This window comes from Streptomyces sp. NPDC037054, assembly GCF_055606745.1.
In genome coordinates, this window is sequence record NZ_JBVJSJ010000015.1 from 172,917 (window position 1) to 198,450 (window position 25,534).

Sequence of the window (25,534 nt, forward strand, 5' to 3'; positions counted from 1 at the left end):
GCGGGAACCCTCCGCACGACCTTGGGACACGAGGGGTGCGGATGACCGCCACGCAGCGCCGGGGCCGGAAGATCATGATGACGCCCGGGGAACTGGACGAGTTCCTCACGACGCAGCGCACCTGCCGGGTGGCCACGGTGTCGGCCGACGGCGCGCCGCACGTGAGCACCCTGTGGTTCGCCTGGGACGGCACCTCGATGTGGCTGTACTCCGTGGTGCGCAGCAGGCGTTGGGCCGATCTGCGCCGGGATCCGCGGGTCGCGGTCGTCGTCGACACGGGCGAGGAGTACGGCGAGTTGCGCGGCGCGGAGCTGTCGGGCCGGGTGGAGTTCGTCGGCGAGGTGCCGCGCACCGGCGGGCCGTGCGCCGAACTGGACGGCCCGGAGGCGCTGTTCGCCAGGAAGAACTTCGGCATCGACGAGATGCCGCACGACGGCCGGCACGCCTGGCTGCGGCTCACGCCGGAGAAGGTCGTGTCGTGGGACTTCCGCAAGCTGGCCGCGCTGTAAGGACGCCCGCGCGCCGGCGCGGACGGTCTCAGTCCAGCCGTTCCGCCGCCGCCCGCAGTGCCGCGACCGCCGCGCGGATCGACGGGCGGCGGTCGGCGTCCGCGCGCCACACGACGTAGACGTGCCGCGTCACCCGCTGCTTGAGCGGGACCGTGACGACGCCGGGCGGGACGGGACGGCGGCCGAGCAGCGGGGCGATGCACACGCCGAGCCCGGCGGCGACCAGCCCGAGCTGGGTGTGGGCCTCGGCCGCGCGGTGGCCGACGATCGGCTCGATGCCCTTCGAGCGGAGCGTGAACAGCAGCCACTCGTGGCAGAACTCGCCCTCGCCCCAGGTGATCCACTCGTCGTCGGCGAACTCGGCGAGGTCCACCTCGGCACGGTCCGCGAGCCGGTGCCCGGCCGGCATCGCCACGTCGGCGGGGTCGTCCAGGAGCTGCGCCTTCACCAGGCCGTCCGGGACCGGCATCGGCTTGTTGTACCAGTCGAGCACCACCGCCAGGTCGAGGTCGCCCCGCACGACGCCGCGGATGCCGTGCTCCGGTTCCAGCTCGCGGGACCGCACCCGCAGGTCCGGATGGTCGCGGCGCAGGGCGGCGAGCGCGGACGGGAACAGGCCGCGCGCGGCCGTCGGGAACGCCGAGAGCCGCAGTTCCCCGGCGACCTGGCCGCGGTGCGCCTCCAGGTCGGACTGCGCCAGCTCTACCTGGGACAGGATGCGGGCCGCGTGTTCGGCGAGCAGCCGGCCCGCGTCGGTGAGGCGCACGCCGCGGCCGTTCTTGGCGAGGAGCCGCTGTCCGACCTCGCGCTCCAGCTTGGACATCTGCTGCGAGACGGCCGACGTCGTGATGTGCAGCCCTTCGGCGGCGCCGCTCACCGAGCCGTGCCGGGCGAGGGCGTCCAGGGTGCGCAGGCGCTCCAGGTTCAACATGTAAGCGATGCTACGAGATACCGGGTGCGAAATCTCGATTGTGCTACGAGGTTCTCGGCGGCATCGTTGCCCGCATGAGCAGCGTCACCGCTTCCCCGACCCCGGTCACCGCCCCGCCCCGCCGCACTCTCGACTGGCGGCTGCGCTTCGGCGTCCTGTCGCTGATCTGGGGCTTCAGCTTCCTCCTGATCAAGGTGGGGACGGAAGGGTTCGCCCCGTTCCAGGTCACGCTCGGCCGTCTGGTGTTCGGCACCGCGGTGCTGGCCGCGGCGATGGCCGTGAAGCGGGAGCGGCTGCCGCGCGGGGCCCGCACGTGGGGTCATCTGGCGGTCGCCGGTTTCCTGCTCAACGCGCTGCCGTTCTCGCTGTTCGCGTACGCGGAGCTGACGATCCCGTCGACTCTTGCGGGGATCTGCAACGCGACGTCACCGCTGTGGGGCATGGCGCTGTCCCTGGTCGCGCTGTCGGAGGACCGGCCGACACGGATGCGGGTCGCCGGGCTCGGCATCGGGTTCCTCGGTGTCCTGACGGTGCTCGGCGCCTGGCAGGGCTTCGCGGGCCTGGACGCCGGGGGGACGGCGATGGCCCTGCTGGCCTCGCTCAGCTACCCGATCGGCTGGATCTACGTCCGCCGCACGCTCGCGGGGTCCGGCCACTCCCACCTCTCGCTGACGGGCGCGCAGTTGGCGCTGGCGACCGTCCAACTGGCGGTGGTCACCCCGCTGTTCACGAAGGCGCCGGACCACTTCCCGGTCATACCCCTGCTGGCGGTCGCCGCTCTGGGCACACTGGGCACGGGCTTCGCCGTACTCCTCCAGTACGGCCTCGTCGCCGAGGTCGGCCCGACCACGGGCCAGATGGTCACGTACTTCATCCCGGTCATCGCCACGGCGGCGGGCGTCGCCATCCTGGGCGAGTCGCTGACGTGGTCGACTCCGGTGGGCGCCCTGATCGTCCTGGCGGGCGCGGCACTGACCCAGAGCCGGGGCCCGGCGTCCCGCGCCGACGGGACGAAGAACCGACGCCCCCTGCCGACGCCCCGGCCGACGAAGGCCCACCCGGCAACGACCCCGCCCCGGCCCTCGGAGGGCGGCCCGGCGGCCACCTCGCCCGGCCCCAGGGAGGGCCGCCCGGCGGACGCGTAGTGCCGACCGGCGCCACAGCATGCCGCACACCGGGGGACCCCGGCGCACTCACCCCCTCCCCTACACGTAACCCCGCACCGGCGCCGGCCCCAGCGCCGCGGCGATCGCGTCCGCCAGGGTGCCCACCTCGTCCTCCCGCAGCGTCGAGACGGTGACGCGGATGCCGGGCGGGGCGCTCATGCGGAAGCGGGCGCCGGGGGACACGGCCCAGCCGGCGTGCAGGAGACGGGCGACGGCGCCCGTCTCGTCCGGCACGGGGATCCACACGTTCATGCCGCTGCGCCCGTGCGCCGTGATCCCGCGCCGGGCGAGCGCCTCGATCAGCGCGTCCCGGCGCCGCCCGTACGCCGCCGCCACCGCCGGCGTGTCCACCGCCCCGTCGGCCCACAGCCGTACGACGGCGCGCTGGAGCAGCCTGCTGACCCAGCCGGGGCCGAGCCGCTGCCGTCCCCGGACACGGTCGACGGTGACGGCGTCGCCGGTGAGGACGGCGAGCCGCAGGTCGGGCCCGTGGGCCTTGGCCACCGAACGCACGAAGGCCCAGTGCCGGGTGGTGCCGGCGAGGGGGTGCAGCGGCACGTCGACGATGCCGTGTCCGTGGTCGTCCTCGATCAGCAGCGTCTCGGGGTGCTCGGCGAGGACGTCCCGCAGGGCACGCGCGCGCGTGGCGCTCACCGCGGCGCCGGTCGGGTTCTGCGCCCGGTCGGTGACGATCAGGGCGCGTGCCCCGGCTTCGAGGGCACGCCGTACGTCGTCGGTGCGCGGTCCCTCGTCGTCGACGCCGACCGGCACGGTGCGCAGCCCGAGCGCCGGGACGAGGTCCAGGGTCCGGCCCCACCCGGGGTCCTCGACGGCGACGGTGTCGCCCGCCTTGAGGTGGGCGACGAGGACCCGCTCGACGGCGTCGAGGGAGCCCGAGACGACGGCGAGCGGCCCGTCGGGCATCCCGTCGGCGGCGAGTTCGGCCCGCGCGATCCGCGCCAGCTCCGGGTCCACGGCGTCGTCCCCGTACAGGACGGGCGCACGGTCGGCGTCGGCCGCCGCTGCCGCGAACGCCCGCTCCAGGGGCGGCAGCAGCGCGGGGTCCGGGTTGCCGCTCGACACGTCGCGCACGCCCTCCGGCACGTCCACCCGGATGTGGTCCCGCCCGGTCGTGGCCGGCGCGGGCCGGACCCTGCTGCCGCGCCGGCCGGCCGTCTCGATGACCCCGCGCTCGCGCAGGGTGCGGTACGCGGCCGCGACCGTGTTGGGGTTCACACCCAGCTGCGCCGCCAACTCCCGCATGGGCGGCAGCAGTTGTCCGGGCCGCAACTCCCCGGCCCCCACCGCCCGCTCGATGCTCGCGGAAATGTCCGCTGCGCGCCGCCCACTGATCCGATACTCTCCTAGCACAAACCCAATTATGCACTAGTGCAATGGAGAGCGCCATGCAGGGGACCACGCGGACGCCGTCGCAGCCCGCCGCCTACTCGCCGACCGACCGCACCGTCCCCACCCGTTCCGCCGAACGGGCCAGGTACGACAAGGACTTGGTGCACGCGATACTCGACGAGGGCTACGTCTGCCACCTGGGCTTCGTCCGGGACGGCGCGCCGGTCGTGCTGCCCACGCTGTACGCCCGGGTCGGCGAGCGGCTGTACGTGCACGGCTCGACGGGCTCGCGCCCGCTGCGGGCGGCCGGCCAGGCCGACCCGGGCCTGCCGGTCTGCCTGACGGTGACGCACGTCGACGCGCTGGTCCTCGCCCGCTCGGCCTTCCACCACTCGATCAACTACCGCTCCGTGGTGGTGCACGGCGTCGCCCGCGACGTCACGGACCCGGAGGAGAAGCGGCAGGCCCTGGACGCGCTGGTCGACCACGTCGTGCCGGGCCGCGCCGCCGACTCGCGGCCGGCCAACAAGAAGGAGCTGGCCGCCACCGCCGTGATCCGCCTGGACCTCGACGAGGTCTCCGCCAAGCTCCGCACCGGCGGCGTGAACGACGAGCCCGAGGATCTCTCCCTCCCCCACTGGGCCGGGATCGTCCCGCTCCGCAAGGGCTACGAGGCCCCCGTCGCCGACCCGGGCCTGGCGCCCGGCACCGACCTGCCCGAGTACCTGACGACCCCGTGACAGGACTGGGTCGCGGGATCCGCGCCGGGGACGGATCCCGCGGCCCGGCGGTCACGCCGGCAAGGGCTCGCCGCGCGTGCGGGCGCCCCTCGCCTCCGCCACCGCGCGCCCGGTGACCGAGGCGAGCAGCAGAAGCGTGCCGGCCAGGGTGGCCGCCGTGAGGTGCTCCCCGAGGAGCACGACGGCCAGCACGGCCGCGCTCACCGGCTCCAGCAGCATGATCACGGACACGGTGGCCGACCGTACGACGGCCGCGCCCGCGAAGTACAGGCCGTAGGCCAGCGCCGTGGGCACGGCGGCGATGTACGCCAGCAGCCACACCAGCCGGGCCGGTTCGGCGGTGTACGGGAGCAGTCCCTCGGCGAGGGCGAACGGCAGCAGGCACAGGCTCGTCACCGCGAAGGCCCCGACCGACACGGCGGCGGCGTCCGCCCCGCCGTCGCGCCCCCACCGTCGCGTGACCAGCGTCATCGCGCTGTACCCGGCCGCCGACACCAGCGCGAGCAGCACGCCCCACGGCCGGACGGTGGTCCCGCCTGGGCCGAGGACGAGCACGGCGAGCCCGGCGAGCGCTCCGGCGACGGCGGCGAACCCGCCGCGGCCGAGCCGCTCCCCCAGGGTCAGCCGCGCACCGAGCGCGATGAGCACGGGGCCCGCGCCGAGGGTGACGACGGTGGCGACGGCGAGACCGGTCGCCTCGACGGCCGCGAAGTAGGCCGTCTGGAACACGGCGAGCCCGACCCCCATGACGCCGGCCCGCCGCACCCTGTGGCCGAGCGGCTCGCTCGGGGCGGTGCGGGCGCGGCGGCGCGGCAGCCGGGCGGCCAGCAGCAGGACGAGCCCGGCGGCGCAGCGCCAGAACGACAGGGCGACGGGGCCCATGTCGCCGGTGCGGTAGACCAGGGAGGCGGCGGCGCCGGCGGTGCCCCAGGCGGCACCGGCGACGATCAGGTACAGCAGGCCTCGCCCGACGGGCAGGCCGGAAACGGCGTTCGACACAGTTCTCTCTCCGCAGAGGCGCGCGCCGCGGGGAAGTCGCGGGAGGCGCGGAAGTTCGGAAGGGACCACCGCTGTGCGGGGTCCGCGGACTTCGTCTGCGGGCAGCACCGTCCGGCCCGGCGACACGCCGGGCTCGGTTGCCGGAGGGCCCGCCTCAGGCGGCCGGAGGCGGGAGGACGAGTGCGCGCGAATGCATGATCCGCATCCTAGTGCTGCGACCGGAAAGGTTCACCGGCTCGCGGCGTCCGGCAAACCTTCCCGGCCGCAGCACTAGGTCGCCGTCCCTCGCGCGGACAACTCCCTTTCCGCGCCGCCGCTCGCGACCGGGCCGCCGGAGCCCTTGGCGGGCGTCGAGGACTGGGCGATGAACGCGCCGGCCAGCACGACCGCCCCGCCGACGAGTTGCGGCGCCGACAGGTGCTCGCCGAGCAGCACCCAGGCGAGGACGGTCGCGATGACCGCCTCCAGACAGGCGACGACGCCCGCGACCTGCGGCGAGAGCCTGCGCACCGAGACGACGCCGGTGACGTACGCGAGCACCGTGGCGACGAGGACGATCCAGGACAGCAGCAGCGCCGCCGCGACCGGCGTGCCGTCCATGTCGGCTGTGTCCGCGAGCACCGCCCAGTCCATGGTCCAGGGCCGGGCGACGACGGTGAGGACGGCGGCGCCGACGAGCAGGCCGTACGCGATGACGCCGAGCGGGTCGGGCGCCTCGTCGCCGGCGTCGCTGCCCTGGTCGGACAGGACGAAGTAGCCGACCTGGCAGCAGGCCGCCCCGAGCGCGAGCAGCAGACCGAGGGCGTCGAAGCTCAGACCTGCCCAGACCTCCACGACGCAGGCGAGTCCGCCGACCGCGAGGACCACGCCGAGGGCGGCGGCGCGCGTCACCGGACGGCGCTGCACGAACCGCACCCAGCCGAGCACGAGGGCGGGTGCGAGGTACTCCACGAGCAGGGCGACGCCGACGGGAATGCGGGATATCGCCGCGAAGTAGCAGGCCTGGACACCGGCCACGGCCAACAGCCCGAATCCGGCGAGCAGTCCGGGCCGGCGGCGCAGCAGCGCGCGGTGGCGCACGGCGAGCGGCAGCATCACCAGGGCCGCGCCCGCGACGCGCAGCCACACCACGTGCAGCGGGTCCAGGCCCGCCTCGATCAGCGGCTTGGCCGCGACACCGGATCCCCCGAAGGCGACGGCGGACGCGAGCGCGAGGCCGAGCCCCATGCCCCTGCCGCGGTGGCCCTGACTGCTCTCAGACGTATGCACCGGCACATGATGACAGGCGCCGACAGGAGCGTCATCCCTCCAGACACCTGTCTCAACGGCTGGACGCGACGCTGCCGGTCGCGCGAGGCCGGCGCCTCCACGCCTCGTACCGGTGCGGGTGGTTTCAGTGAGTGGTGTCGCCGTTCCCGACGGGCCCCTCGGCGCACTTGTCGATCCGCGCGAGCACCCGCACCGGGTCGATCCCGGCGCGCTCCAGCACCTCCACGGCACGCGACTGCGGGTCCACGACGATCGCGGCGAGCAGGTCGACGCCGCGGGCCCGTGCGGCACCCCGTTGCACGGCGCGGTCCCGGGCGTACTCCATGGCGCCGGCCGCGAGCGGCGAGAAGCCCTCGGCGTCCAGGGCGACCGGCACGGGGCCGGACTCCTCCACCCCGCTCTGCCAGCGCAGGCCGTAGCCGATGCTGCGCTGCACGAGGTAGCCGAGCAGCCGCGCTATGTGCGGTCCCTCGCCGAAGACGGCCCGCACGTCGACGCCGTACTCCAGGAGCGAGTGCAGCAGATGGGCCGTGTCGATCTGACGGTCGCCGTCCCGCACCGCCCTGCGGCGCGCGCCGGCGACCACCGCGGCCAGCTCGTCGCTGAGCCCGGCATCGTTGTCGGAACGCGGTACGCCCTGCTCGTGAGCGGGCTGCCGGGGGATACGAGGTTGCACGTTCCCACCCCATCAGCCCGTCCGGACCGGGGGCATCCCCGGCGGGAAGCATCTTCGCGTCCCACAGGAAGTGGACACCGCGTGGCCGAATCTCCTCCCTACGGAGGAGATCACGTCATTTTTCCCCCGGGGGCGCGCGCCGCCTTGCGCCGCGCCCCGGAGGCAACCTTCGCCGCGCGCCCGACGTCCCACACAGCGATGGACAGCACTGGCTGGCTGGTGGCGTTACCGGCCGTCGACGGCAGGCAGTACGTGTACCGGGTGTACGCACCGGAGGACGCGCTGCCGGCCGACCTGTTCTGGGAGGCGTGGCACTGCCACGACGAGAGCCCGCTCCCGCGCGCGTGGGACGTGTTCGACGCGGCGGAGATACGCCGGGTCGGCTGAACCGGCCCGGCGATCACCGCCCGCGCTTTCACCACGCGCGTCCACCCCGCGCCGTCACGTCGCGCCGCGCCCTCCCCCTCGGCCCGTCACGTCCTCGACCACCCCAGGGCCCGGGCCCGAGGGCCGCCGAGAACCGTCCCTGGACGACCGGCCGCCCGCCACGCCCCCGGAACCGGTCCGCGTTCCCGAAATTGGCCTTGGCCCGCGGCTTCGCGGAGCGCCTACCGTCGGGGCATGCGCATCCGAATCGTCGACGCCTTCACCGACCGTCCCTTCGCCGGCAACCCCGCCGGCGTCCTGCTGCTCGACGCCTTCCCGGCCGACGACTGGCTGCAGATGGTGGCCCTGGAGGTCAACCACGCCGAGACGGCGTTCGCCCACCGGCTGCCGGAGGGCGGCGAGGCCGACTGGGCGCTGCGCTGGTTCACGCCCGCCGCCGAGGTCGCGATGTGCGGGCACGCCACGCTCGCGACCGCCCACGTCCTGCGCGCCACGGGCGCCCACGAGGGACCGGTGCGGTTCGCCACCCGCAGTGGCGTGCTCGTCGCGACGCCCACCGGGGACGGCGCGATCACCCTGGACTTCCCGACCGCCCCGCTCACCCCGGTCGACGTCCCGGCCGGGGTCGCCGAGGCCCTGGGCGCCGAGCCGCGCGCCGCCCTCGACACCGGCCCGAACGTGGGCGACCTCCTCGTCGAGCTCGCCGACGAGAAGACGGTCCGCGCCCTGACCCCGGACCACCGGGCCCTCGGCGCCTTCTCGGAGCGCGGCATCATCGCCACCGCCCGCGCGGAGGACCCGTCCCGGGGCTACGACTTCGTCTCGCGCTGCTTCTTCCCGAACGTCGGCATCGACGAGGACCCGGTCACCGGCAGCGCCCACACCGCCCTGGCCCCGTTCTGGTCCGAGCGCCTCGGCCGGCCCGCCCTCACCGGTCTTCAGGCCTCGCCCCGCGCCGGCCGCGTCCGCACGGAGCTGCGCGGCGACCGCACGCTGCTGACCGGGCACGCCGTCACCGTCATCGAGGGCGAGCTGCTCACCCGCCCCTGACCCGGCACGTCACACCGCGGGGGCGTACGACAGTGCCGTACGCCCCCCACGGACAGGCTCACGCCGTGGGAAGCCAGTCCACCTTGTCCGCCAGCAGCGCGTAACCGACGAACGCCCCGATGTCGAGCAGCGCGTGCGCCACCACCAGCGGACCCACGCGGCCCCAGCGCCGGTACAGGTACACGAAGACCACGCCCATGACCATGTTGCCGATGAAGCCGCCGATGCCCTGGTAGAGGTGGTACGAGCCGCGCAGCACGGAGCTCGCCGCCAGCGCGGCCGTCGGCGTCCAGCCCAGCTGTCCGAGCCGGCGCAGCAGATAGCCGACGACGATCACTTCCTCCAGGACCGAGTTCTGGATCGCGGACAGGATCAGCACCGGGTACTTCCACCACACCTCGGGCAGCGCCTCGGGCACCACGGTGAGGTTGAAGCCCATGCCGCGCGCGAGGAGGTAGAAGGCGATGCCGGTGCTCCCGATCACCGCCGCGATCGCGGCGCCGCGGCCCAGGTCGGGCCAGGGACGCGTGCGGTCGAAGCCGATGACGCGCAGGCTCCGGCCCTCGCGCAGCAGGAAGTGCGCGACGAGCGCGACGGGCACCAGCGCGGTGGTGATGCCGAACAGCTGCCAGGCGAGGTCGAGCCACGGGCGGCCCGGCGCGGCCGAGGCGTTGAGCGTGGCCGCCTGGTCCTTCAGCCCGCCCGGCTTGGTCACCGATCCGACGAAGCTGATCAGCGCGGACACGCCGCTCGCGCCGAGCGACAGGGCCAGCACGAGCAGCGTCTCGTTGCGGAGCGTCCGCCGGGACAGCTCGCCGGGGCGCTCCCCGGGTTGCGATGCGGCCTTCCGGCCGTCCTGCGCCTGCACACCTGCCTCCACTCGCCGACCCCGCTCCTCCGGCCCCTCGGCACAGGGGGAGCCGCCGTCCTGGGACACCGCCGTGCGGAGACGTCCCGGCTTGCAGGATCAGCTTGCCGGATCAGCGTGAGGCGGGCGTCGGCGGCCCCCGTCGGCACCCTGACGAACGCTGACGAACGCTGTCGGCGCCCCGGCGCGCTCAGCCCGTCGGCACCGGCTCCGGCAGTCCCACGGGCCAGGTGTGCACGGGATCGCCCTGGTGCATCAGCTCGTAGTAGCGCCGCGTCGTGGCGGCGAGCGCGGCCTCCCGAGGCAGGCCCGAGGCCAGGGCCTTGTGGAAGGTGGCCGTCTGCCAGGTCGCCCCGTTGACCCGGCGCCGGCAGCGCTCCTCGATCACGCCGAGGTACAGGTCGCGGTCGGCGGGCTCGACGCCCCACGCGTCCAGGCCGGCCTCGGCGAGCGGCAGCAGTTCGTCACGGACCAAGCTGACGGCCTCGACCTCGTGCGTGCCGGCGTACCGGCCGCGCCGGGGCCAGGTCAGCCGCGCGTCGATGCCGTGCCGGCACGCGGCGTCGAAGTTGGCGGCGGCGGCCTCGAACGGCAGCCGGGTCCACACCGGGCGGCTGTCCTCGGCGAGGGCGCGGACGACGCCGTAGTAGAAGGCCGCGTTGGCGATGACGTCGGTGATGGTGGGGCCCGCCGGCAGGACGCGGTTCTCGACGCGCAGGTGGGGGACGCCGTCGGCGATGCCGTAGACCGGACGGTTCCAGCGGTAGACGGTGCCGTTGTGCAGGACGAGTTCGGCGAGCTTGGGGACGCCGCCCGCGTCGAGGACCTCCAGGGGTTCCTCGTCGTCGCAGATGGGGAGCAGCGCAGGGAAATAGCGCAGGTTCTCCTCGAAGAGGTCGTGGGCGGAGGAGATCCAGCGCTCCCCGAACCAGGTGCGCGGACGGACGCCCTGCGCCTGGAGTTCGGGCGGCCGGGTGTCGGTGGACTGCTGGAACAGCGGCGGCCTGGACTCCCGCCACAGCTCGTGCCCGAACAGGAACGGCGAATTGGCACCGACGGCGATCTGCGCGGCGGCGACGGCCTGGGCCGCGTTCCACACGTCGGGGAACCGGTTCGGCGTGACCTGGAGGTGCAGTTGCACGGAGGTGCAGGCGGCCTCGGGCGCGATGGACCGCGAGGTGCACGAGAGGTGTTCGACCCCGGCTATGTCGAGGGTGAAGTCCTCGCCGCGGGCGGCCACGATCTGGTCGTTGAGCAGTGCGTAGCGGTCCACGTCGGAAAGGTTGGAGGAGACCAGGTCGTCGCGGTCGAGCGTCGGCAGGATGCCGATCATCACGATTCCCGCGTCCACCTCCCCGGCCTTTCGGTGGGCATATGCCAGCGACGTGCGGAGTTCCTCGGCGAGCCGGTCGAATACGCGGCCGCCGAGCCGGTGCGGGGCGATGTTGACTTCCAGGTTGAACATGGCGAGTTCTGTTTGGAAATCGCGGCTGGCGATCCGCTCCAGGACTTGCGCATTCAACATTTTCGGCATGCCGTCGGCGCCCACGAGATTCAGCTCGATCTCCAGCCCCATGAGGTTCTTGGGGCGGTCGAACCGCTTCTCCTCCAGCAGCCGCCCGAGGCCCGTCAGACACTGCCGCAGCTTGTCGCGGTAGCGCTGGCGATCGGACAGGTCGAACTGGCCTGCCGCGACCTTCTCCCCCATCGAACCGTCCCTCCTCGGATGGGCGGGCCGCAGATCGGCCGCCGGCGTCCCGGGTCAGGTGGGATGATGCCCAGACGAGGCGATCGATAACGTCCCGCGTGGCCCCGGCGACCGCTACTCTGGACGACGATGGCCTGCGGCACATTCACGGGGCATGACGAGTACCCTTTCGGTGCCCCACGAACTCGTGAAAAACGCCGACGACAATTGGCCGACCGCGCGGCGGTCATTTCCCGAGGTCATCGCCGCGCGACCGCCCGGGAATCGGGATTTTTCTCGCGTATCGTCGTCCGAATGTACCCTTGTCGGGGGACCTCAAAACGGCTAGCCGAAACACTGTCTGAACAGGCGTCGTATAAACTCCGCGCACAAGGCAGAAGGTTGGCGCCCACGGTCGCGGGATCCTGCCGCCGAGATGATGTGCGACAGGCCCCACCCACCAAAGGTCCGCACGCACAGACCCGGCCCCTGCCTCTCTGACTTCCTTGTGCTGACAGCGTCGTCCGCCCCCGCCCTCGCGCCACCGTGCCTTCTCATGAGAGGCGACCCATCATGCCGCTGCATGTGCCCCCGGCTCCCGCGCCCGCCCTGCGCACCGTCCTGACCGCGCTCGGCTCGCCGACCGCGCTCAGCGAGGCCCGCACCCCGTCCCTGCGCAACGCCCAGGGTCCGGCCACCCCCGAACTGCCACTGCCGGTGCACGTCCTCGACCGGATCACCCCCGAGGGCGTCACCGCCACGAGGCTGACCGGGTGGCGCTTCCTCATCCGCTGCGGCGACCATGCCGTGGCCGCCGCGGAGACCATGCTGACCCCCGACGGCTGGGCCTTCTCCCACTTCTTCGAAGGCCCGTACGTCAGCTCCACCGAGCTGGCGCTGCGGCAGGCCGAGACCGTGCCGGGGCCCTACCAGCCGCGCCTGCTGTCGCTGCCGAGCCTCTACATGCTCACGCTGTGGCTGCACGGCGACTGCACCGCGGACGCGGCCGGCGGCCATCCGGCCCCGGGCGACCTGCTCGTGCCGCTGGCCCCCGCGCCGCCCGGCATCGCCGCCCACCGCCCGCACCGGGTCGCCGACCTGCTCCCGGTGCTGACCAGCCGCGCCACGCCGTCCCGGCTGCTGAGGCCGACGGCCTGAGTGCCGTGTGACCCGGAAGGCACCGCGTACCCCGTCGCCGGATTCCTGGCGGCGGGGTACGTCGCTCTTTTCCGCCGTCCGGCCGGTCCCGTGAGGACTAGTCCCAATCGGCCACGACGAACCACCCGAAGTGACAGCCCAGTTGGACTGAACCGTCCGCGCGGGTGACGCGTCATGAACCTGTGAGAAGCGGTGCCGCGAAATCCCTGCGGAATGGCCTCCGTGGGGCAACACTGGGATCCGACCGACTTGTCACGACGGGGGGCGGCCATGAACGACTCTTCACGCCGCAGGACTGAAACGACAGCACACTCCACCGACACACGACGAGAGAACCAACCCATGTGCCAGCACCAGCCACCGTGTCCGTCAGCCGGCTCCGCCGACCGGGAGTCCGCCCGCCTCGTGGCGCACCACCCGGAACAGGGATGGAGCCTGCTGTGCAACGGCGTCGTCCTCTTCGAGGACACCGGTGAGCTCCTGCCCGACGGCCAGGTCATCGCGCCGCACCGCCCGGACGTCCGTCCGGTCGTGACCGCCGCCTGAGAGCACCACGGGCGGCGCACGACACCGTCCGCAGACACGAGGGGCCGGTCCGTGAACCTCCTGCGAACCGGCCCTGACGCATGTCCGGGCCCGGTCACCGACCGTAGCGCCCCGTGCGGAATCCGCACCCGGCCCTCCCGCCCGGCGCACCCGGCCCCACCGCCCGGCACACCCGGTCCTCCCGCCCGGCCACCCGCCTTCGACCCCCGCTTCCCACGCGCGCCCGTCTTCCGGAAGACTCCTGGAAGTTTCGCCGCCAGCCGCCCCGCACGCCCGGCGCGCGCAGGCCGCGAAAGCCGTCGACGGAGGTGGGAAGTGGCAGCACACGAGGCCGGCGCCGAGGACACCGCGGACGACCGCCGCAAGGTCACCATCACGGAGATCGCCCGCCGCGCCGGGGTCTCCGTCCCTACCGTCTCCCGGGTCGTCAACGGCCGGTCCGACGTCTCGCCCCAGACCCGCGCGCGCGTGGAGGACCTGCTCCGCAGGCACGGCTACCGCAGACGCCCCGCCGCCACGGGCGCCCGCGCCGCCCTGCTCGACCTGGTCTTCTACGACCTCGACAACCCCTGGGCCGTGGAGATCCTGCGCGGCGTCGAGGAGGCCGCGCACGCGTCCGGCGCCGGCACCGTCGTCTCGACGATCCGCGGCCGCTCCGGCGCCGCCCGCGAATGGCTGCGCAACCTGCGCGCCCGCGCCTCCGACGGCGTCGTCCTCGTCACCTCCGCGCTGGAACCGGGCCTGCACGAAGAGCTGCGGGTGCTCGGCGTACCGGTCGTGGCCGTCGATCCGGCGGGCTCCCCCTCCCTGGACGTGCCGGCCATCGGCGCCGCCAACTGGTCCGGCGGACTCGCCGCCACCAGCCACCTGCTTTCCCTGGGCCACCGCAGGATCGGCCTCGTCGCCGGGCCGTCACGGCTGCTGTGCTCCCGCGCCCGTCTCGACGGCTACCGCGCGGCACTGGAGGGCGCCGGCATCGCCGTGGACGAGTCCCTCGTCGTGTCCGGCGACTTCCGGCCCGAGTCCGGCTTCACCGGCTGCGCGACCCTGCTGGACCTGCCCGAACCGCCCACCGCCCTGTTCGCGGCCAGCGACCAGATGGCGCTCGGCGCGATCGAGGCCCTGCGCCGACGGGGCCTCAGGGTGCCGGAGGACATGAGCGTGGTCGGCTTCGACGACCTGCCGGAGGTCCGGTGGTCGGCCCCGCCGCTGACCACGGTGCGCCAGCCGCTCGCCGACATGGGCCGGCTCGCCGTCCGTACGGTGCTGGGGCTGGCCCGCGGCGAACAGCCCGACGCGCCGCGCGTCGAACTCGGCACGGAACTGATCGTCCGCGCCAGCACGGCACCCCTCCCCCCGGCCCGGCCGGCCGGGCCCTCTCCGCTGCCGTGACCGCTCTATCGTGACCGCATGCAGTCCTACACGATCGGCCAGGCGGCGCGGCTGCTCGGCGTCAGCCCCGACACCGCGCGCCGCTGGGCGGACGCCGGCCGGATGACCACCCACCGCGACGACAGCGGGCGCCGCCTCATCGACGGCCGGGACCTGGCCGCGTTCTCGGTCGAACTGGCCAAGGCGGGCGGCGCCGAGGAGGACACCCCGTACACCTCCGTCCGCAACGCGTTCCCCGGCATCGTCACCGCGATCAAGCTCGGGGACGTCGCCGCCCAGGTCGAGATCCAGGCGGGACCGCACCGGCTCGTCTCCCTGCTCACCCGCGAGGCCGTCGAGGAACTCGGCCTGGAGGTCGGCATGGAGGCCACGGCCCGCGTGAAGTCGACAAACGTACACATCGACCGCACCTGACCGGACGACCCCTCCCGTAGAAACGCACATGCGACCGTCCACCGCGCGCAACCTCGCTCATGCGATACGACAGATGACTTCTGCCTCGCATCTGCGGAAGTATCATCGTCGCGGAGGGAGGGGTGTCCCCCGGCGTTCGGCCCACGCCCTCCCCGCGACGAGAGGGAGTGGACCGTGACGACCAGTTCCGCGCACCGCCGCCGGGCCCTGCGTACGGGCGGCACGGTGACCGCCGCCCTGCTGGTCCTCGGCGCCTGCTCCACCACCGGGTCGCCGGGCTCCGCCTCCGCCGACGGGAAGATCTCCGGCACGGTCACCGTCTTCGCCGCGGCCTCGCTGAAGGAGAGCTTCACGACGCTGGGCGAGCGCTTCGAGAAGGACCACCCCGGCACGGAGGTCACCTTCAGTTTCGGCGGCAGCGACTCCCTGGCCGCCGGCATCAGCGGCGGCGCACCGGCGGACGTCTTCGCCGCGGCCGGCACCTCCACGATGAAGATCGTCGAGGACGACGAGAACGTGGTGGGCACCCCGGCCACCTTCGCCCGCAACCAGCTCCAGATCGCCACCCTCCCCGGCAACCCCGAGCGGATCTCCTCCCTGGAGGACCTCACCCGCCCCGGCCTCAAGGTCGTCCTGTGCGACAGGTCCGTGCCGTGCGGCTCCGCCGCGCAGAGCGCCCTGGACGCGAGCGGCCTGAAGGTCACCCCGGTGTCGTACGAGCAGGACGTCAAGAGCGCCCTGACCAAGGTCGAGCTGAAGGAGGCCGACGCCGCCGTCGTGTACAGGACGGACGTCCGGGCCGCGGGTGACAGGGTGGACGGCGTGGAGTTCCCCGAATCCGCCGAAGCCGTCAACGACTACCCGATCGCCCTGCTCAAGAACGCGCCCAACCCCGCGGCGGCGAAGGCCTTCATCACCCTCGTGAAGTCCGCCGAGGGCCGGAAGGTGCTCACCGGGGCCGGGTTCCGCCGCCCGTGACCCGCGCCGCCAAGACCCCCGGAGGCCGCACCGGCCCGCCCGCGGCCCGCGCACGCCGGCCGGTGCGGCGCGGCGTGCCGCTCCCCATCCTGCTGCCGGCGCTCGCGGGCCTGGCGTTCCTGCTGCTGCCCCTGATCGCGCTCCTCGTACGCACCCCCTGGCGCAGTCTCCCGGACCAGCTGACCAGCGCGGCGGTCTGGGAGGCGCTGCGGCTGTCCCTGCTGTGCGCGACGGCGGCGACCGCGCTCAGCCTCGTCGTCGGGGTGCCGCTGGCCTGGCTGCTGGCCCGCACCGAGTTCCCCGGCCGCGGCCTCGTGCGGGCCCTGGTGACACTGCCGCTGGTGCTGCCGCCGGTGGTGGGCGGTGTCGCGCTGCTGCTCGCGCTCGGGCGGGGCGGTGTCGTCGGGCAGTGGCTGGACGCGTGGTTCGGCATCTCGCTGCCGTTCACGACGGCCGGCGTCGTCGTCGCGGAGACGTTCGTGGCGCTGCCGTTCCTCGTCATCAGTGTGGAGGGCACCCTGCGCGCCGCCGACCCACGCTACGAGGAGGCCGCCACCACGCTCGGCGCGTCCCGGTTCACCGCGTTCTGCCGCGTCACACTGCCGCTGATCGCGCCGGGTGTCGCCGCGGGCGCCGTCCTCGCGTGGGCGCGGGCCCTGGGCGAGTTCGGGGCGACGATCACGTTCGCGGGCAACTTCCCCGGCCGCACTCAGACGATGCCCCTCGCGGTGTACCTGGCCCTCCAGAGCGACCCGGCGGCGGCCGTCGCCCTCAGCCTGGTGCTGCTGGCGGTGTCGATCGCCGTCCTCGCCGGCCTGCGCGACCGATGGATGACACCCTCATGACCGGCACCCCGGCCCCCGAGGAAGGGCTCGACGCCCGCCTCGTCGTCGACCGCGGCGCCTTCCGGCTCGACGTGACGCTGACCGCGGCCCCCGGCGAGGTCGTCGCCCTGCTCGGCCCGAACGGCGCCGGCAAGTCCACCGCGCTGCGCGCCCTCGCCGGTCTCGCCCCGCTCAGCGGCGGCCACCTGCGCCTGGACGGCGTCGAGCTGGACCGTACGCCCCCGGAGTCCCGGCCCGTCGGCGTCGTCTTCCAGGACTACCTGCTCTTCCCGCACCTCACCGCCCTGGACAACGTGGCGTTCGGCCCGCGCTGCCGGGGCGCGAGCAAAGTGGAGGCCCGCCGACAGGCCGCCGGATGGCTGGACCGCATGGGCCTCGCCGAGCACGCCGGCGCCAAGCCCCGCCGGCTGTCCGGCGGGCAGGCGCAGCGGGTCGCGCTCGCCCGCGCCCTGGCCACCGGGCCCCGGCTGCTGCTCCTGGACGAGCCGCTGGCGGCCCTGGACGCGCGGACCCGCCTGGAGGTGCGCGCCCAGTTGCGCCGCCATCTCGCCGAGTTCGAGGCGGTCGCCCTGCTCGTCACGCACGACCCGCTGGACGCCATGGTGCTGGCCGACCGGCTCGTCGTCGTCGAGGACGGCCACGTCGTCCAGCAGGGCACCCCGGCGGACATCGCGCGGCATCCCCGCACCGACTACATCGCCCAGCTGGTCGGCCTGAATCTGTACCGCGGGCAGGCCGACGGGCACACCGTCCGGCTGGACGCGGGCCCGTCCATCACCACCACGGACATCCTGTCGGGCCCGGTGTTCGTGGCGTTCCCGCCGAGTGCCGTGACCCTGTACCGGGAGCGGCCGGCCGGCTCCAGCGCCCGCAACCTGTGGCGCTGCGAGGTCGCGGGGCTCGATTCCCACGGCGACCAGGTCCGCGCGGGCCTCACCGGCGAACTGCCTCTCGCCGCCGACCTGACGACGGTGGCCGCGGCCGAGCTGGACCTGCGTCCGGGCGCGCCGGTGTGGGCCACGGTGAAGGCGACGCAGACGCACGCCTACCCCGCGTGAGGGACGGCGAAGGGGCGCCACCCTGCCGGGCGGCGCCCCTGACACGTCGGTCGGGTCAGTCCTCGTACGCGTCGAGCGGCGGGCAGGAACAGACCAGGTTCCGGTCGCCGAAGGCCTGGTCGATGCGGCGCACCGGCGGCCAGTACTTGTCCGCGGCCGTCACGCCAGCCGGGAAGACGGCGTCCTCGCGGCTGTAGGCGTGGTCCCAGTCCCCGCCGAGCGCGGCCGCGGTGTGCGGGGCCCCGCGCAGCGGGTTGTCCTCGGCGGGCCACTCGCCGGAGCCGACCTTCTCGATCTCGGCCCGGATGGCGATCATCGCGTCGCAGAACCGGTCCAGCTCGGTCAGGTCCTCGGACTCGGTCGGCTCGATCATGAGCGTCCCGGCGACCGGGAAGGACATCGTCGGCGCGTGGAAGCCGTAGTCGATGAGCCGCTTGGCGACGTCGTCGACGCTGACGCCGGTCGCCTTGGTCAGCGGGCGCAGGTCGATGATGCACTCGTGCGCGACCAGCCCGCCGGGGCCGGTGTAGAGCACCGGATAGTGCGGCTCAAGGCGCTTGGCGATGTAGTTGGCGGACAGCACGGCGACCTGCGTGGCCCGCTTGAGGCCCTCGCCGCCCATGAGCCGGACGTACGCCCACGAGATCGGCAGGATGCCCGCCGAGCCCCAGGGCGCCGCCGAGATCGGGCCGACGCCGGTGGCGGGACCGGCCTCGGGCTGCAGCGGGTGGTTCGGCAGGTACGGCGCGAGGTGCGAGCGCACGCCGACCGGGCCGACGCCGGGACCGCCGCCGCCGTGCGGGATGCAGAACGTCTTGTGCAGGTTCAGGTGGGAGACGTCGCCGCCGAAGTGGCCGGGCTTGGCGAGTCCCACCAGGGCGTTGAGGTTGGCGCCGTCCACGTACACCTGGCCGCCCGCGTCGTGCACCTGGGCGCAGATGTCGGCGACGTGCTCCTCGAAGACGCCGTGCGTGGAGGGGTACGTGATCATCAGCACGGCGAGTTCGTCGCGGTACTGCTCGATCTTGGCCCGCAGGTCCTCGACGTCGATCTCGCCGTCCTCGGCGGTCTTGACGACGACGACCTTCATGCCGGCCATGACGGCGCTCGCGGCGTTGGTGCCGTGCGCGGAGGACGGGATGAGGCAGACCGTGCGCTGCTCGTCGCCGTTGGCGCGGTGGTAGCCGCGGACGGCGAGGAGACCGGCCAGCTCGCCCTGGGAGCCGGCGTTCGGCTGGAGGGAGACCTTGTCGTAGCCGGTGACCTCGGCGAGGCGCTCCTCCAGCTCGTGGATGAGCGTGAGGTAGCCCTGCGCCTGCTCGGCGGGGGCGAAGGGGTGCAGCTGACCGAACTCCGGCCAGGTGACCGGCTCCATCTCCGTGGTCGCGTTGAGCTTCATCGTGCAGGAGCCCAGCGGGATCATGCCGCGGTCGAGCGCGTAGTCGCGGTCGGCGAGCCGACGCAGGTAGCGCAGCATCGCGGTCTCGGAGCGGTGCTGGTGGAACACCGGGTGCGTGAGGAAGTCGTCGGTGCGCAGCAGCGCCTCGGGCAGCGTGTCCTCGGCACTCGCGTCGAGCGCCTCGACGTCGCCGTCGACACCGAACGCGGCCCACACGGCGGCGAGCTGCGCGCGCGTGGTGGTCTCGTCGCAGGCCAGGGAGACGTGGTCGGCGTCGACGAGGTGGAGGTTCACGCCGTTGTCGCGGGCGGCGGCGACGACCTGGGCGGCCCGGCCCTCGACGCGCACGGTGACCGTGTCGAAGTAGGCGCCGTGCACGACCTCGGCGCCGCCCGCCGCGAGCCCCGCGGCGAGGATCGTGGCGTACCGGTGGGTGCGCCGGGCGATGGCCCGCAGGCCCTCGGGGCCGTGGTAGACGGCGTACATGCCGGCCATGACCGCGAGCAGCACCTGGGCGGTGCAGATGTTGCTGGTGGCCTTCTCGCGGCGGATGTGCTGCTCACGGGTCTGCAGCGCCAGGCGGTAGGCCCTGTTGCCGTCGGCGTCGACGGAGACGCCCACGAGGCGGCCGGGCAGGCTGCGCGCCATCTTCTCCTGCACCGCCATGTAGCCGGCGTGCGGTCCGCCGAAGCCCATCGGCACGCCGAAGCGCTGCGTGGTGCCGACGGCGATGTCCGCGCCGAGTTCGCCCGGAGACTTCAGCAGCGTCAGCGCGAGCAGGTCGGCGGCGACGGTGACGAGCGCGCCGAGCTCGTGCGCCTGGTCGATGAGGGGCTTGATGTCGCGTACGGCTCCGGAGGCGCCGGGGTACTGGATCAGGACGCCGTTGATCTCGCGCTCGGCGACCTCGGCGGGGATGCCGTCGCTGAGGTCGGCGACGACGACCTCGACGCCGGTCGGTTCGGCGCGGGTCCGGATCACGGCGACGGTCTGCGGCAGGGCGTCCGCGTCGACCAGGAACAGGCCCTTCTTGTTCTTGCCCAGGCGCCGGGACAGCGCCATCGCCTCGGCGGCGGCGGTGCCCTCGTCGAGCAGGGAGGCACCGGACGTCGGCAGGCCGGTGAGGTCGGCGACCACGGTCTGGAAGTTCAGCAGGGCCTCAAGGCGGCCCTGCGAGATCTCTGGCTGGTAGGGCGTGTACGCCGTGTACCAGGCGGGGTTCTCCATCACGTTCCGCAGGATCACCGGCGGGGTGAACGTGCCGTAGTAGCCGAGCCCGATCATGGAGCCGAGGACCTGGTTGCGGTCGGCGAGCGTGCGCAGCTCGGCGAGCACCTCGGCCTCGGAGCGGGCGCCCGGCAGGTCCAGCGCGTCGGCGTTCTTGATCACGTCCGGCACGGCGGCGGCGGTCAGCTCGTCGAGCGAGCCGTAGCCGACCTGGGCGAGCATCTTGGCCCGCGCCTCGTGGTCGGGGCCGATGTGACGCTGCTCGAAGGGGTGTGCCTGTTCGAGCTCGGAGAGCGGAATGCGATGGGCGGTCATTGCGGAGGCCTCCTGGTCTGACGCGACCTTCGAGGGGCACCACGGCGCGGGTACCCGGACGGCCTCCCCCTCTGTCATCTCAACCTGAGAGCTTCACCGGGCGGCCCGAGAGCGCCCGGCTTTCACCGTCGGTGAGAGCGGAAGCCGTCGACACCCGCCCTGCTTTCCAGAGTGACCTCGTCCGTGCGGTACGTGGGCCTGAGAGATTCCGGGGAGGATTTGCTCCTTCGGCGCCTCCTGTGGAGCTCGGAGGACTCTCCCGCACGGGGTCAGCAGCCTTTGTCAGCCTACCAGCGAGGTCAACGGTCGGGCCTTCGAGTGGCCGCTGACCTGAATGTGCTCTTTTGTAGTGCTGACGGAGGAGTTGCGACCAAAGTGGAGGGCCCGTGCAGACCGACATCGATCCGCGCAATCTGATCGGCCGCAAGGCGTTCGACCGCAACGGCACCAAGATCGGCACCGTCGACGAGATCTACCTGGACGACGCGACCGGTGAACCCGAGTGGGCGGCCATACGCACGGGCCTGTTCGGCAGGGACGCGTTCGTTCCGCTGGAGCCCAGCGAGCTGGTCGAGGGCACCCTGCGCGTGCCGTTCGACCGTGCCCTGATCAAGGACGCCCCGGACTTCGGCGTCGGCCGCCACCTCTCGCCCGAGCAGGAACTCCAGCTCTACCACCACTACGGCCTCGACGCCGCCGCCCCGCCGCCCGTCCCGGACCGCGACTTCGGCAAGCTGGCCGGCACCGACGACGCCTGACACCCGGCGAGGCGCCCTTCAGCCCGTGCCCCCGCTCCCGGCCGTGCCCTCGGCGGCGGCGGTGTCGACCCCGGACGCGCCCCCGACGGTCCCGGCCCCCGCGGTCCCGGCGTCGCCCCCGACGGTCCCGGCCTCCGCGCCCCCGGCGCTCCCGGCCTCGCTCCCCGCGGACCCCGACGCGCCCCCGGCGGTCGCGGCGTCGCCGGGTCTTCGCGCGACCAAAGGGAGCGGCTCGGCCGGTTCCAGGTCGGGGTCGTCGGTGCGGAAGGTACGCACCCGCCCGGGCTCCGAGTCGGGCGTCTCGAACCGCACGGTGACCCGCCCGAGCCCGCTGCCCTGCACCCACCCGTGCCCGTACGCCGCGTGCCGCACGTCGTGTCCGGCGGGCCAGCGCCGCTCGGCGGGTGCCCGCCGCTCCTCGGCGGGCCCTTCGTCGTCGCGGTCCTCGTCGGGCAGCTCGGCGTGCTCCCCGGCCGCCTGCGCGAACAGGTCCTCCTGCGTGTAGTCGGCGAGGCCGCTGACCCCGACGCCGAGCAGCCTGACGCCGCCCGTGGTGTCCACGGACTCCAGCAGCCGGGCGGCGGCCTCCCGCACCACCGCCGGGTCGTCGGTGGGCCCGCGCAGCGTCTCCGAGCGCGTCAGCGTCGAGAAGTCGTACCGCCGCACCTTCAGCACGATCGTCCGCCCCGACAGCCCCGCCCCGCGCAGCCGCCGCACGCACCGGTCGGCCAGCCGCTGCACCTCGAGACCGACCCGCGTCCGGTCGTGGATGTCCACGTCGTAGGTGTCCTCCACCGACACCGACTTGGTCTCCCGCTCGGCCACCACGGGCCGCTCGTCGTGCGCCAGCGCCATCGCGTACAGCGCGTGCCCGTGCGCCTTGCCCAGCAGCCGTACGAGCTCGTCCTCGCCCGCCTCGGCGAGTTCGTCCACGGTGTGGATGCCGGCCCGCCGCAGGTGGTCGCCGGTCGCCGGCCCCACGCCGGGCAGCGTCCGCACCGACAGCGGGGCGAGCAGGGCCCGCTCGGTGCCCGGCTCGATCAGCACCAGCCCGTCCGGCTTGGCCTGCTCGGACGCGATCTTCGCGAGCATCTTGGAGGCGGCGAGGCCCACCGACCCGGTGACGCCGGTGACGGCCCTGATGTCCGCCCGCAGCCGCTCGCCGACCAGTCGCGCCGACCGCTCGTCCCAGGCCGCTCCCCCGGCCTCCAGGTCCACGAACGCCTCGTCCAGGCTCAGCGGCTCCACCAGCGGCGACAGTGCCCGCAGCAGTTCCATGACCTGCTCGCTGATCGTCCGGTACAGACCGAAGCGGGGCACCAGATACGCGGCGTTGGGCGCGAGCCGCCGGGCCTGCGCCATGGGCATCGCCGAGTGCACCCCGAAGACACGCGCCTCGTAGGAGCAGGTGGCGACCACTCCGCGCGGGCCGAGACCGCCCACGATCACGGCCTTCCCCCGCAGGCTCGGCTTGGACGCCTGCTCCACCGAGGCGAAGAAGGCATCCATGTCGAGATGCAGGATCGTGGGCGCGGCTCTCACAGTTCCGATGCTGCCCTACGCCACTGACAACGCCCCGCTCCGACGGGGCGCCGGCTCACACCGCGCGGTTGCGGCGCCGGGCCAGCTCGTCCGCGGGGTTGTGCCCGACGAGGGTCTCGCCGGTGTCGATCCGCTCCCCGTGCAGCTGCGACAGCGCGCTCTCGACGTCCCGCCAGACCACGCCGACGGCGATGCCGAAGATGCCCTGGCCGCCCTGGAGCAGGGCGTGCACCTCGTCGGGCGAGGTGCACTCGTAGACCGTGGCGCCGTCGCTCATCAGCGTCATGCGCTCGAGGTCGCGAAAGCCGCTCTCACGCAGATGGTGGACGGTGGTGCGGATGTTCTGCAGGGACACCCCGGTGTCCAGGAACCGCTTGACGATCTTCAGGACGACGACGTCCCGGAAGCTGTACAGCCGCTGCGTCCCCGACCCGTGCGCGGGCCGCACGCTGGGCTCGACCAGGCCGGTGCGGGCCCAGTAGTCGAGCTGCCGGTAGGTGATGCCGGCGGCCGCGCAGGCCGTCGGGCCGCGATAGCCGATCTGCTCGGACGTCATGGACGTCGCCCCTCCGCTGCTCGGCACGGCCGTCGGTCGCTGCGGAGCGTGATCGGCGGCGCTGCTGTGATGGGGATACCCCCTGCTCGAGAGAAGCCGAGAGCTCGGGGGAGGGTACGGACCGCCGGCCCCGAGACTGTGTCCGGGGGCGCCCCCAACCGTACCGTCGCCGCTGCTTCTCACGCCGACCTCCGTCCTTGACCTGCCTTCTCGACGGTAGGCAGTCACCAGGGGTGCGTCAACGATCGCCACACTCGGCACGCCGAGTGATAATCACCCTAAGAGTGGTTTCCCGTGTCCCACCGCGGGGAAAGGCTAGCCGAATGCGCTCAGAACGGGGCGCAGGACGCCCGCGGTCGCCACCGGCACATGCCATGCCGCATCACTGGTTGCTGGAGCCGAAGTCCTCCGGCGAGATCTGGTCGAGGAACTCGCGGAACTTCTCCACCTCGTCCTCCTGCTCGTCAGGGATCGCGATCCCCGCGTCGTCGAGCACCGAGTCACTGCCGTAGATCGGCGTGCCGGTGCGCAGCGCCAGCGCTATGGCGTCGGACGGGCGGGCACTGACCTCGACTCCGCTGGCGAACACCAGCTCCGCGTAGAAGACGCCCTCACGCAGGTCGGTGATGCGCACTTCGGTGAGCTCCTGGCCGACGGCTTCCAGCACGTCCTTGAAAAGGTCGTGGGTCAGCGGGCGGGCAGGGGCCATGCCCTGCTGGGCGAAGGCGATCGCCGTCGCCTCCCCCGGACCGATCCAGATGGGCAGGAAGCGGTCGCCTCCCACTTCCCGCAGCAGCACGATCGGTTGGTTGGAGGGCATTTCGACCCGGACACCTACGACATCGAGCTCGTTCACACAGCAACCCTAGGCCGTGCCCGGGACGTTTGGGTAGTCGGGCCGGGAACGGTTGGCCGATCCGGGGCCCGCCGAACCTCAGGGCAGCCGCACCCCGAGCGCCGTCTGGACCAGCGCGGCGTGCAGGCGCACCGTCAGCCCCGCGAGCTCCTTCGCCCGGGCCTCGGCGTGCGCCCTGGTCTGCGGATTGCGGTGGCGTCTCAGCGGCGCGACCACCTGGTCCACCAGCCCGGCCTCCCGGTCGGCGGCGGCCTTCATCGCCCGCAGGTGGCGCGGTTCGATCCCGAACCGCCCGAGCTCCACGACCAGGGAGGCGACGGTCGCCGACTCCGCGTCGTACGACCCGTCCGGCAGCGGCGTCACGAGCCCGTAGGACTCCCACTCCGCCAGCTCCTCCTCGCCGATCCCGGCGGCGGCGAGCAGCTCGTCCCGCCCGATGCGGGCCGCGGTGGGCGCCTGTCCCGTCAGGGGTTCCGGCTCGGCCTCGCCGTCCCGCTGACGCCCCAGCGCCGGCAGTTCCACGGCCTCGCCGCGCTCCATGGCGTCCAGGTGCTCGCGGATCACCTTGAGCGGCAGGTAGTGGTCCCGCTGCATCCTCAGGACATGACCGAGGCGCTCGACGTCGGCGGCGCTGAACTTGCGGTACCCCGAAGGGGTCCGCTGCGGTTCGACGAGCCCTTCCGACTCCAGGAAACGGATCTTGGAGATGGTCACTTCGGGAAACTCGTCACGCAGCACGTTCAGCACCGTGCCGATGCTCATCAGTCCACTGTCCGTGGCGGCGGCGCCGGGTCCGGCGCCACCGCTCCGTGATTGCCGCATGGACCTTCCCTGGGGGTTCCCCGGACCGCGGTCCGG

Annotated in this window: 25 protein-coding genes and 1 riboswitch; of the genes, 13 read left to right on the plus strand and 12 right to left on the minus strand. The window is 73.5% G+C overall.

Annotation, left to right across the window (positions count from 1 at the left end; genetic code table 11):
• The first annotated feature begins 41 nt into the window (after positions 1 to 41).
• Positions 42 to 509, plus strand: a complete 468-nt coding sequence (locus tag ACZ7D7_RS30200; protein ID WP_470828425.1) for a pyridoxamine 5'-phosphate oxidase family protein — start codon at positions 42 to 44, stop codon at positions 507 to 509.
• A 28-nt stretch (positions 510 to 537) separates the two neighbouring features.
• On the opposite strand, the gene ACZ7D7_RS30205 is transcribed toward ACZ7D7_RS30200, so the two are convergent.
• Positions 538 to 1,440, minus strand: coding sequence for a LysR family transcriptional regulator (locus ACZ7D7_RS30205; protein WP_470828426.1), 903 nt, complete (start codon positions 1,438 to 1,440; stop codon positions 538 to 540).
• Positions 1,441 to 1,514: 74 nt separating this feature from the next.
• Between ACZ7D7_RS30205 and ACZ7D7_RS30210 the strand changes: the two genes are divergently transcribed.
• Positions 1,515 to 2,585: a DMT family transporter gene (locus tag ACZ7D7_RS30210; protein WP_470828427.1), complete on the plus strand. Its 1,071-nt coding sequence runs from the start codon at positions 1,515 to 1,517 to the stop codon at positions 2,583 to 2,585.
• A gap of 60 nt (positions 2,586 to 2,645) precedes the next feature.
• Here the strand turns inward: ACZ7D7_RS30210 and ACZ7D7_RS30215 are convergent, their stop codons facing one another.
• Positions 2,646 to 3,977: an aminotransferase class I/II-fold pyridoxal phosphate-dependent enzyme gene (locus tag ACZ7D7_RS30215; protein ID WP_470828428.1), complete on the minus strand. Its 1,332-nt coding sequence runs from the start codon at positions 3,975 to 3,977 to the stop codon at positions 2,646 to 2,648.
• A gap of 35 nt (positions 3,978 to 4,012) precedes the next feature.
• Between ACZ7D7_RS30215 and ACZ7D7_RS30220 the strand changes: the two genes are divergently transcribed.
• Positions 4,013 to 4,696 (plus strand): pyridoxamine 5'-phosphate oxidase family protein, encoded by a 684-nt coding sequence (locus ACZ7D7_RS30220; protein WP_470828430.1) that lies wholly within the window; start codon positions 4,013 to 4,015, stop codon positions 4,694 to 4,696.
• 51 nt (positions 4,697 to 4,747) lie between these two features.
• Here the strand turns inward: ACZ7D7_RS30220 and ACZ7D7_RS30225 are convergent, their stop codons facing one another.
• The 3 genes from ACZ7D7_RS30225 to ACZ7D7_RS30235 all read right to left on the minus strand — a co-directional run bounded on the left by ACZ7D7_RS30225 (position 4,748) and on the right by ACZ7D7_RS30235 (position 7,640).
• Positions 4,748 to 5,695, minus strand: a complete 948-nt coding sequence (locus tag ACZ7D7_RS30225) for a DMT family transporter (RefSeq protein ID WP_470828431.1) — start codon at positions 5,693 to 5,695, stop codon at positions 4,748 to 4,750.
• A 270-nt stretch (positions 5,696 to 5,965) separates the two neighbouring features.
• Positions 5,966 to 6,970 carry an EamA family transporter gene (locus ACZ7D7_RS30230; RefSeq protein WP_470828433.1) on the minus strand — a complete coding sequence of 335 codons (1,005 nt, stop codon included), beginning with the start codon at positions 6,968 to 6,970 and terminating at the stop codon, positions 5,966 to 5,968.
• Positions 6,971 to 7,088: 118 nt separating this feature from the next.
• A complete protein-coding gene (locus ACZ7D7_RS30235) occupies positions 7,089 to 7,640 on the minus strand; it encodes a Clp protease N-terminal domain-containing protein (protein ID WP_470828434.1) in 552 nt (183 codons plus the stop codon).
• 198 nt (positions 7,641 to 7,838) lie between these two features.
• Here ACZ7D7_RS30235 and ACZ7D7_RS30240 point away from each other — a divergent pair, with 198 nt between their 5' ends.
• Together ACZ7D7_RS30240 and ACZ7D7_RS30245 are read left to right on the plus strand one after the other, a co-directional pair.
• Positions 7,839 to 8,027 carry a hypothetical protein gene (locus tag ACZ7D7_RS30240; protein ID WP_470828436.1) on the plus strand — a complete coding sequence of 63 codons (189 nt, stop codon included), beginning with the start codon at positions 7,839 to 7,841 and terminating at the stop codon, positions 8,025 to 8,027.
• Positions 8,028 to 8,261: 234 nt separating this feature from the next.
• Complete coding sequence (locus ACZ7D7_RS30245; RefSeq protein ID WP_470828438.1) at positions 8,262 to 9,077, plus strand: PhzF family phenazine biosynthesis protein; 816 nt, start codon at positions 8,262 to 8,264, stop codon at positions 9,075 to 9,077.
• A gap of 58 nt (positions 9,078 to 9,135) precedes the next feature.
• Here the strand turns inward: ACZ7D7_RS30245 and ACZ7D7_RS30250 are convergent, their stop codons facing one another.
• A complete protein-coding gene (locus ACZ7D7_RS30250) occupies positions 9,136 to 9,945 on the minus strand; it encodes a CPBP family intramembrane glutamic endopeptidase (RefSeq protein ID WP_470828440.1) in 810 nt (269 codons plus the stop codon).
• Positions 9,946 to 10,135: 190 nt separating this feature from the next.
• The gene (locus ACZ7D7_RS30255) at positions 10,136 to 11,653 is read right to left on the minus strand and encodes a glutamate-cysteine ligase family protein (protein WP_470828441.1); all 1,518 of its coding nucleotides are present in this window, start codon (positions 11,651 to 11,653) and stop codon (positions 10,136 to 10,138) included.
• A 552-nt stretch (positions 11,654 to 12,205) separates the two neighbouring features.
• On the opposite strand from ACZ7D7_RS30255, the gene ACZ7D7_RS30260 reads away from it, so the two are divergent.
• From ACZ7D7_RS30260 to ACZ7D7_RS30290, 7 genes are all read left to right on the plus strand, one after another.
• Positions 12,206 to 12,790: a hypothetical protein gene (locus ACZ7D7_RS30260; RefSeq protein ID WP_470828443.1), complete on the plus strand. Its 585-nt coding sequence runs from the start codon at positions 12,206 to 12,208 to the stop codon at positions 12,788 to 12,790.
• A 342-nt stretch (positions 12,791 to 13,132) separates the two neighbouring features.
• Complete coding sequence (locus ACZ7D7_RS30265) at positions 13,133 to 13,336, plus strand: DUF5999 family protein (protein ID WP_470828445.1); 204 nt, start codon at positions 13,133 to 13,135, stop codon at positions 13,334 to 13,336.
• Between the two features lie 315 nt (positions 13,337 to 13,651).
• Complete coding sequence (locus ACZ7D7_RS30270; RefSeq protein ID WP_470828447.1) at positions 13,652 to 14,728, plus strand: LacI family DNA-binding transcriptional regulator; 1,077 nt, start codon at positions 13,652 to 13,654, stop codon at positions 14,726 to 14,728.
• A gap of 18 nt (positions 14,729 to 14,746) precedes the next feature.
• Positions 14,747 to 15,142, plus strand: a complete 396-nt coding sequence (locus ACZ7D7_RS30275) for a TOBE domain-containing protein (protein WP_470828449.1) — start codon at positions 14,747 to 14,749, stop codon at positions 15,140 to 15,142.
• A 174-nt stretch (positions 15,143 to 15,316) separates the two neighbouring features.
• Positions 15,317 to 16,120 carry a molybdate ABC transporter substrate-binding protein gene (gene modA / locus ACZ7D7_RS30280; RefSeq protein WP_470828451.1) on the plus strand — a complete coding sequence of 268 codons (804 nt, stop codon included), beginning with the start codon at positions 15,317 to 15,319 and terminating at the stop codon, positions 16,118 to 16,120.
• Positions 16,117 to 16,965 carry an ABC transporter permease gene (locus tag ACZ7D7_RS30285; protein ID WP_470828452.1) on the plus strand — a complete coding sequence of 283 codons (849 nt, stop codon included), beginning with the start codon at positions 16,117 to 16,119 and terminating at the stop codon, positions 16,963 to 16,965. The genes modA and ACZ7D7_RS30285 overlap by 4 nt, the downstream gene beginning before the upstream one ends.
• A complete protein-coding gene (locus ACZ7D7_RS30290) occupies positions 16,962 to 18,023 on the plus strand; it encodes an ABC transporter ATP-binding protein (protein ID WP_470828454.1) in 1,062 nt (353 codons plus the stop codon). The genes ACZ7D7_RS30285 and ACZ7D7_RS30290 overlap by 4 nt, the downstream gene beginning before the upstream one ends.
• A 55-nt stretch (positions 18,024 to 18,078) precedes the next feature.
• On the opposite strand, the gene gcvP is transcribed toward ACZ7D7_RS30290, so the two are convergent.
• Positions 18,079 to 20,964 (minus strand): aminomethyl-transferring glycine dehydrogenase, encoded by a 2,886-nt coding sequence (gene gcvP, locus ACZ7D7_RS30295; protein WP_470828456.1) that lies wholly within the window; start codon positions 20,962 to 20,964, stop codon positions 18,079 to 18,081.
• 176 nt (positions 20,965 to 21,140) lie between these two features.
• A riboswitch (glycine riboswitch) is annotated at positions 21,141 to 21,236 on the minus strand.
• A gap of 114 nt (positions 21,237 to 21,350) precedes the next feature.
• Between gcvP and ACZ7D7_RS30300 the strand changes: the two genes are divergently transcribed.
• On the plus strand, positions 21,351 to 21,722 hold the full coding sequence (locus ACZ7D7_RS30300; protein ID WP_470828458.1) for a PRC-barrel domain-containing protein: 372 nt from the start codon (positions 21,351 to 21,353) through the stop codon (positions 21,720 to 21,722).
• A gap of 18 nt (positions 21,723 to 21,740) precedes the next feature.
• Here the strand turns inward: ACZ7D7_RS30300 and ACZ7D7_RS30305 are convergent, their stop codons facing one another.
• The 4 genes from ACZ7D7_RS30305 to ftsR all read right to left on the minus strand — a co-directional run bounded on the left by ACZ7D7_RS30305 (position 21,741) and on the right by ftsR (position 25,498).
• The gene (locus tag ACZ7D7_RS30305; protein ID WP_470828459.1) at positions 21,741 to 23,264 is read right to left on the minus strand and encodes a DNA polymerase IV; all 1,524 of its coding nucleotides are present in this window, start codon (positions 23,262 to 23,264) and stop codon (positions 21,741 to 21,743) included.
• Between the two features lie 55 nt (positions 23,265 to 23,319).
• A complete protein-coding gene (locus ACZ7D7_RS30310; protein WP_470828460.1) occupies positions 23,320 to 24,003 on the minus strand; it encodes a MerR family transcriptional regulator in 684 nt (227 codons plus the stop codon).
• Between the two features lie 199 nt (positions 24,004 to 24,202).
• A complete protein-coding gene (locus ACZ7D7_RS30315) occupies positions 24,203 to 24,676 on the minus strand; it encodes a bifunctional nuclease family protein (protein WP_470828462.1) in 474 nt (157 codons plus the stop codon).
• Between the two features lie 78 nt (positions 24,677 to 24,754).
• Positions 24,755 to 25,498 (minus strand): transcriptional regulator FtsR, encoded by a 744-nt coding sequence (gene ftsR, locus ACZ7D7_RS30320; RefSeq protein WP_470828464.1) that lies wholly within the window; start codon positions 25,496 to 25,498, stop codon positions 24,755 to 24,757.
• Between the last annotated feature and the right edge of the window lie 36 nt (positions 25,499 to 25,534).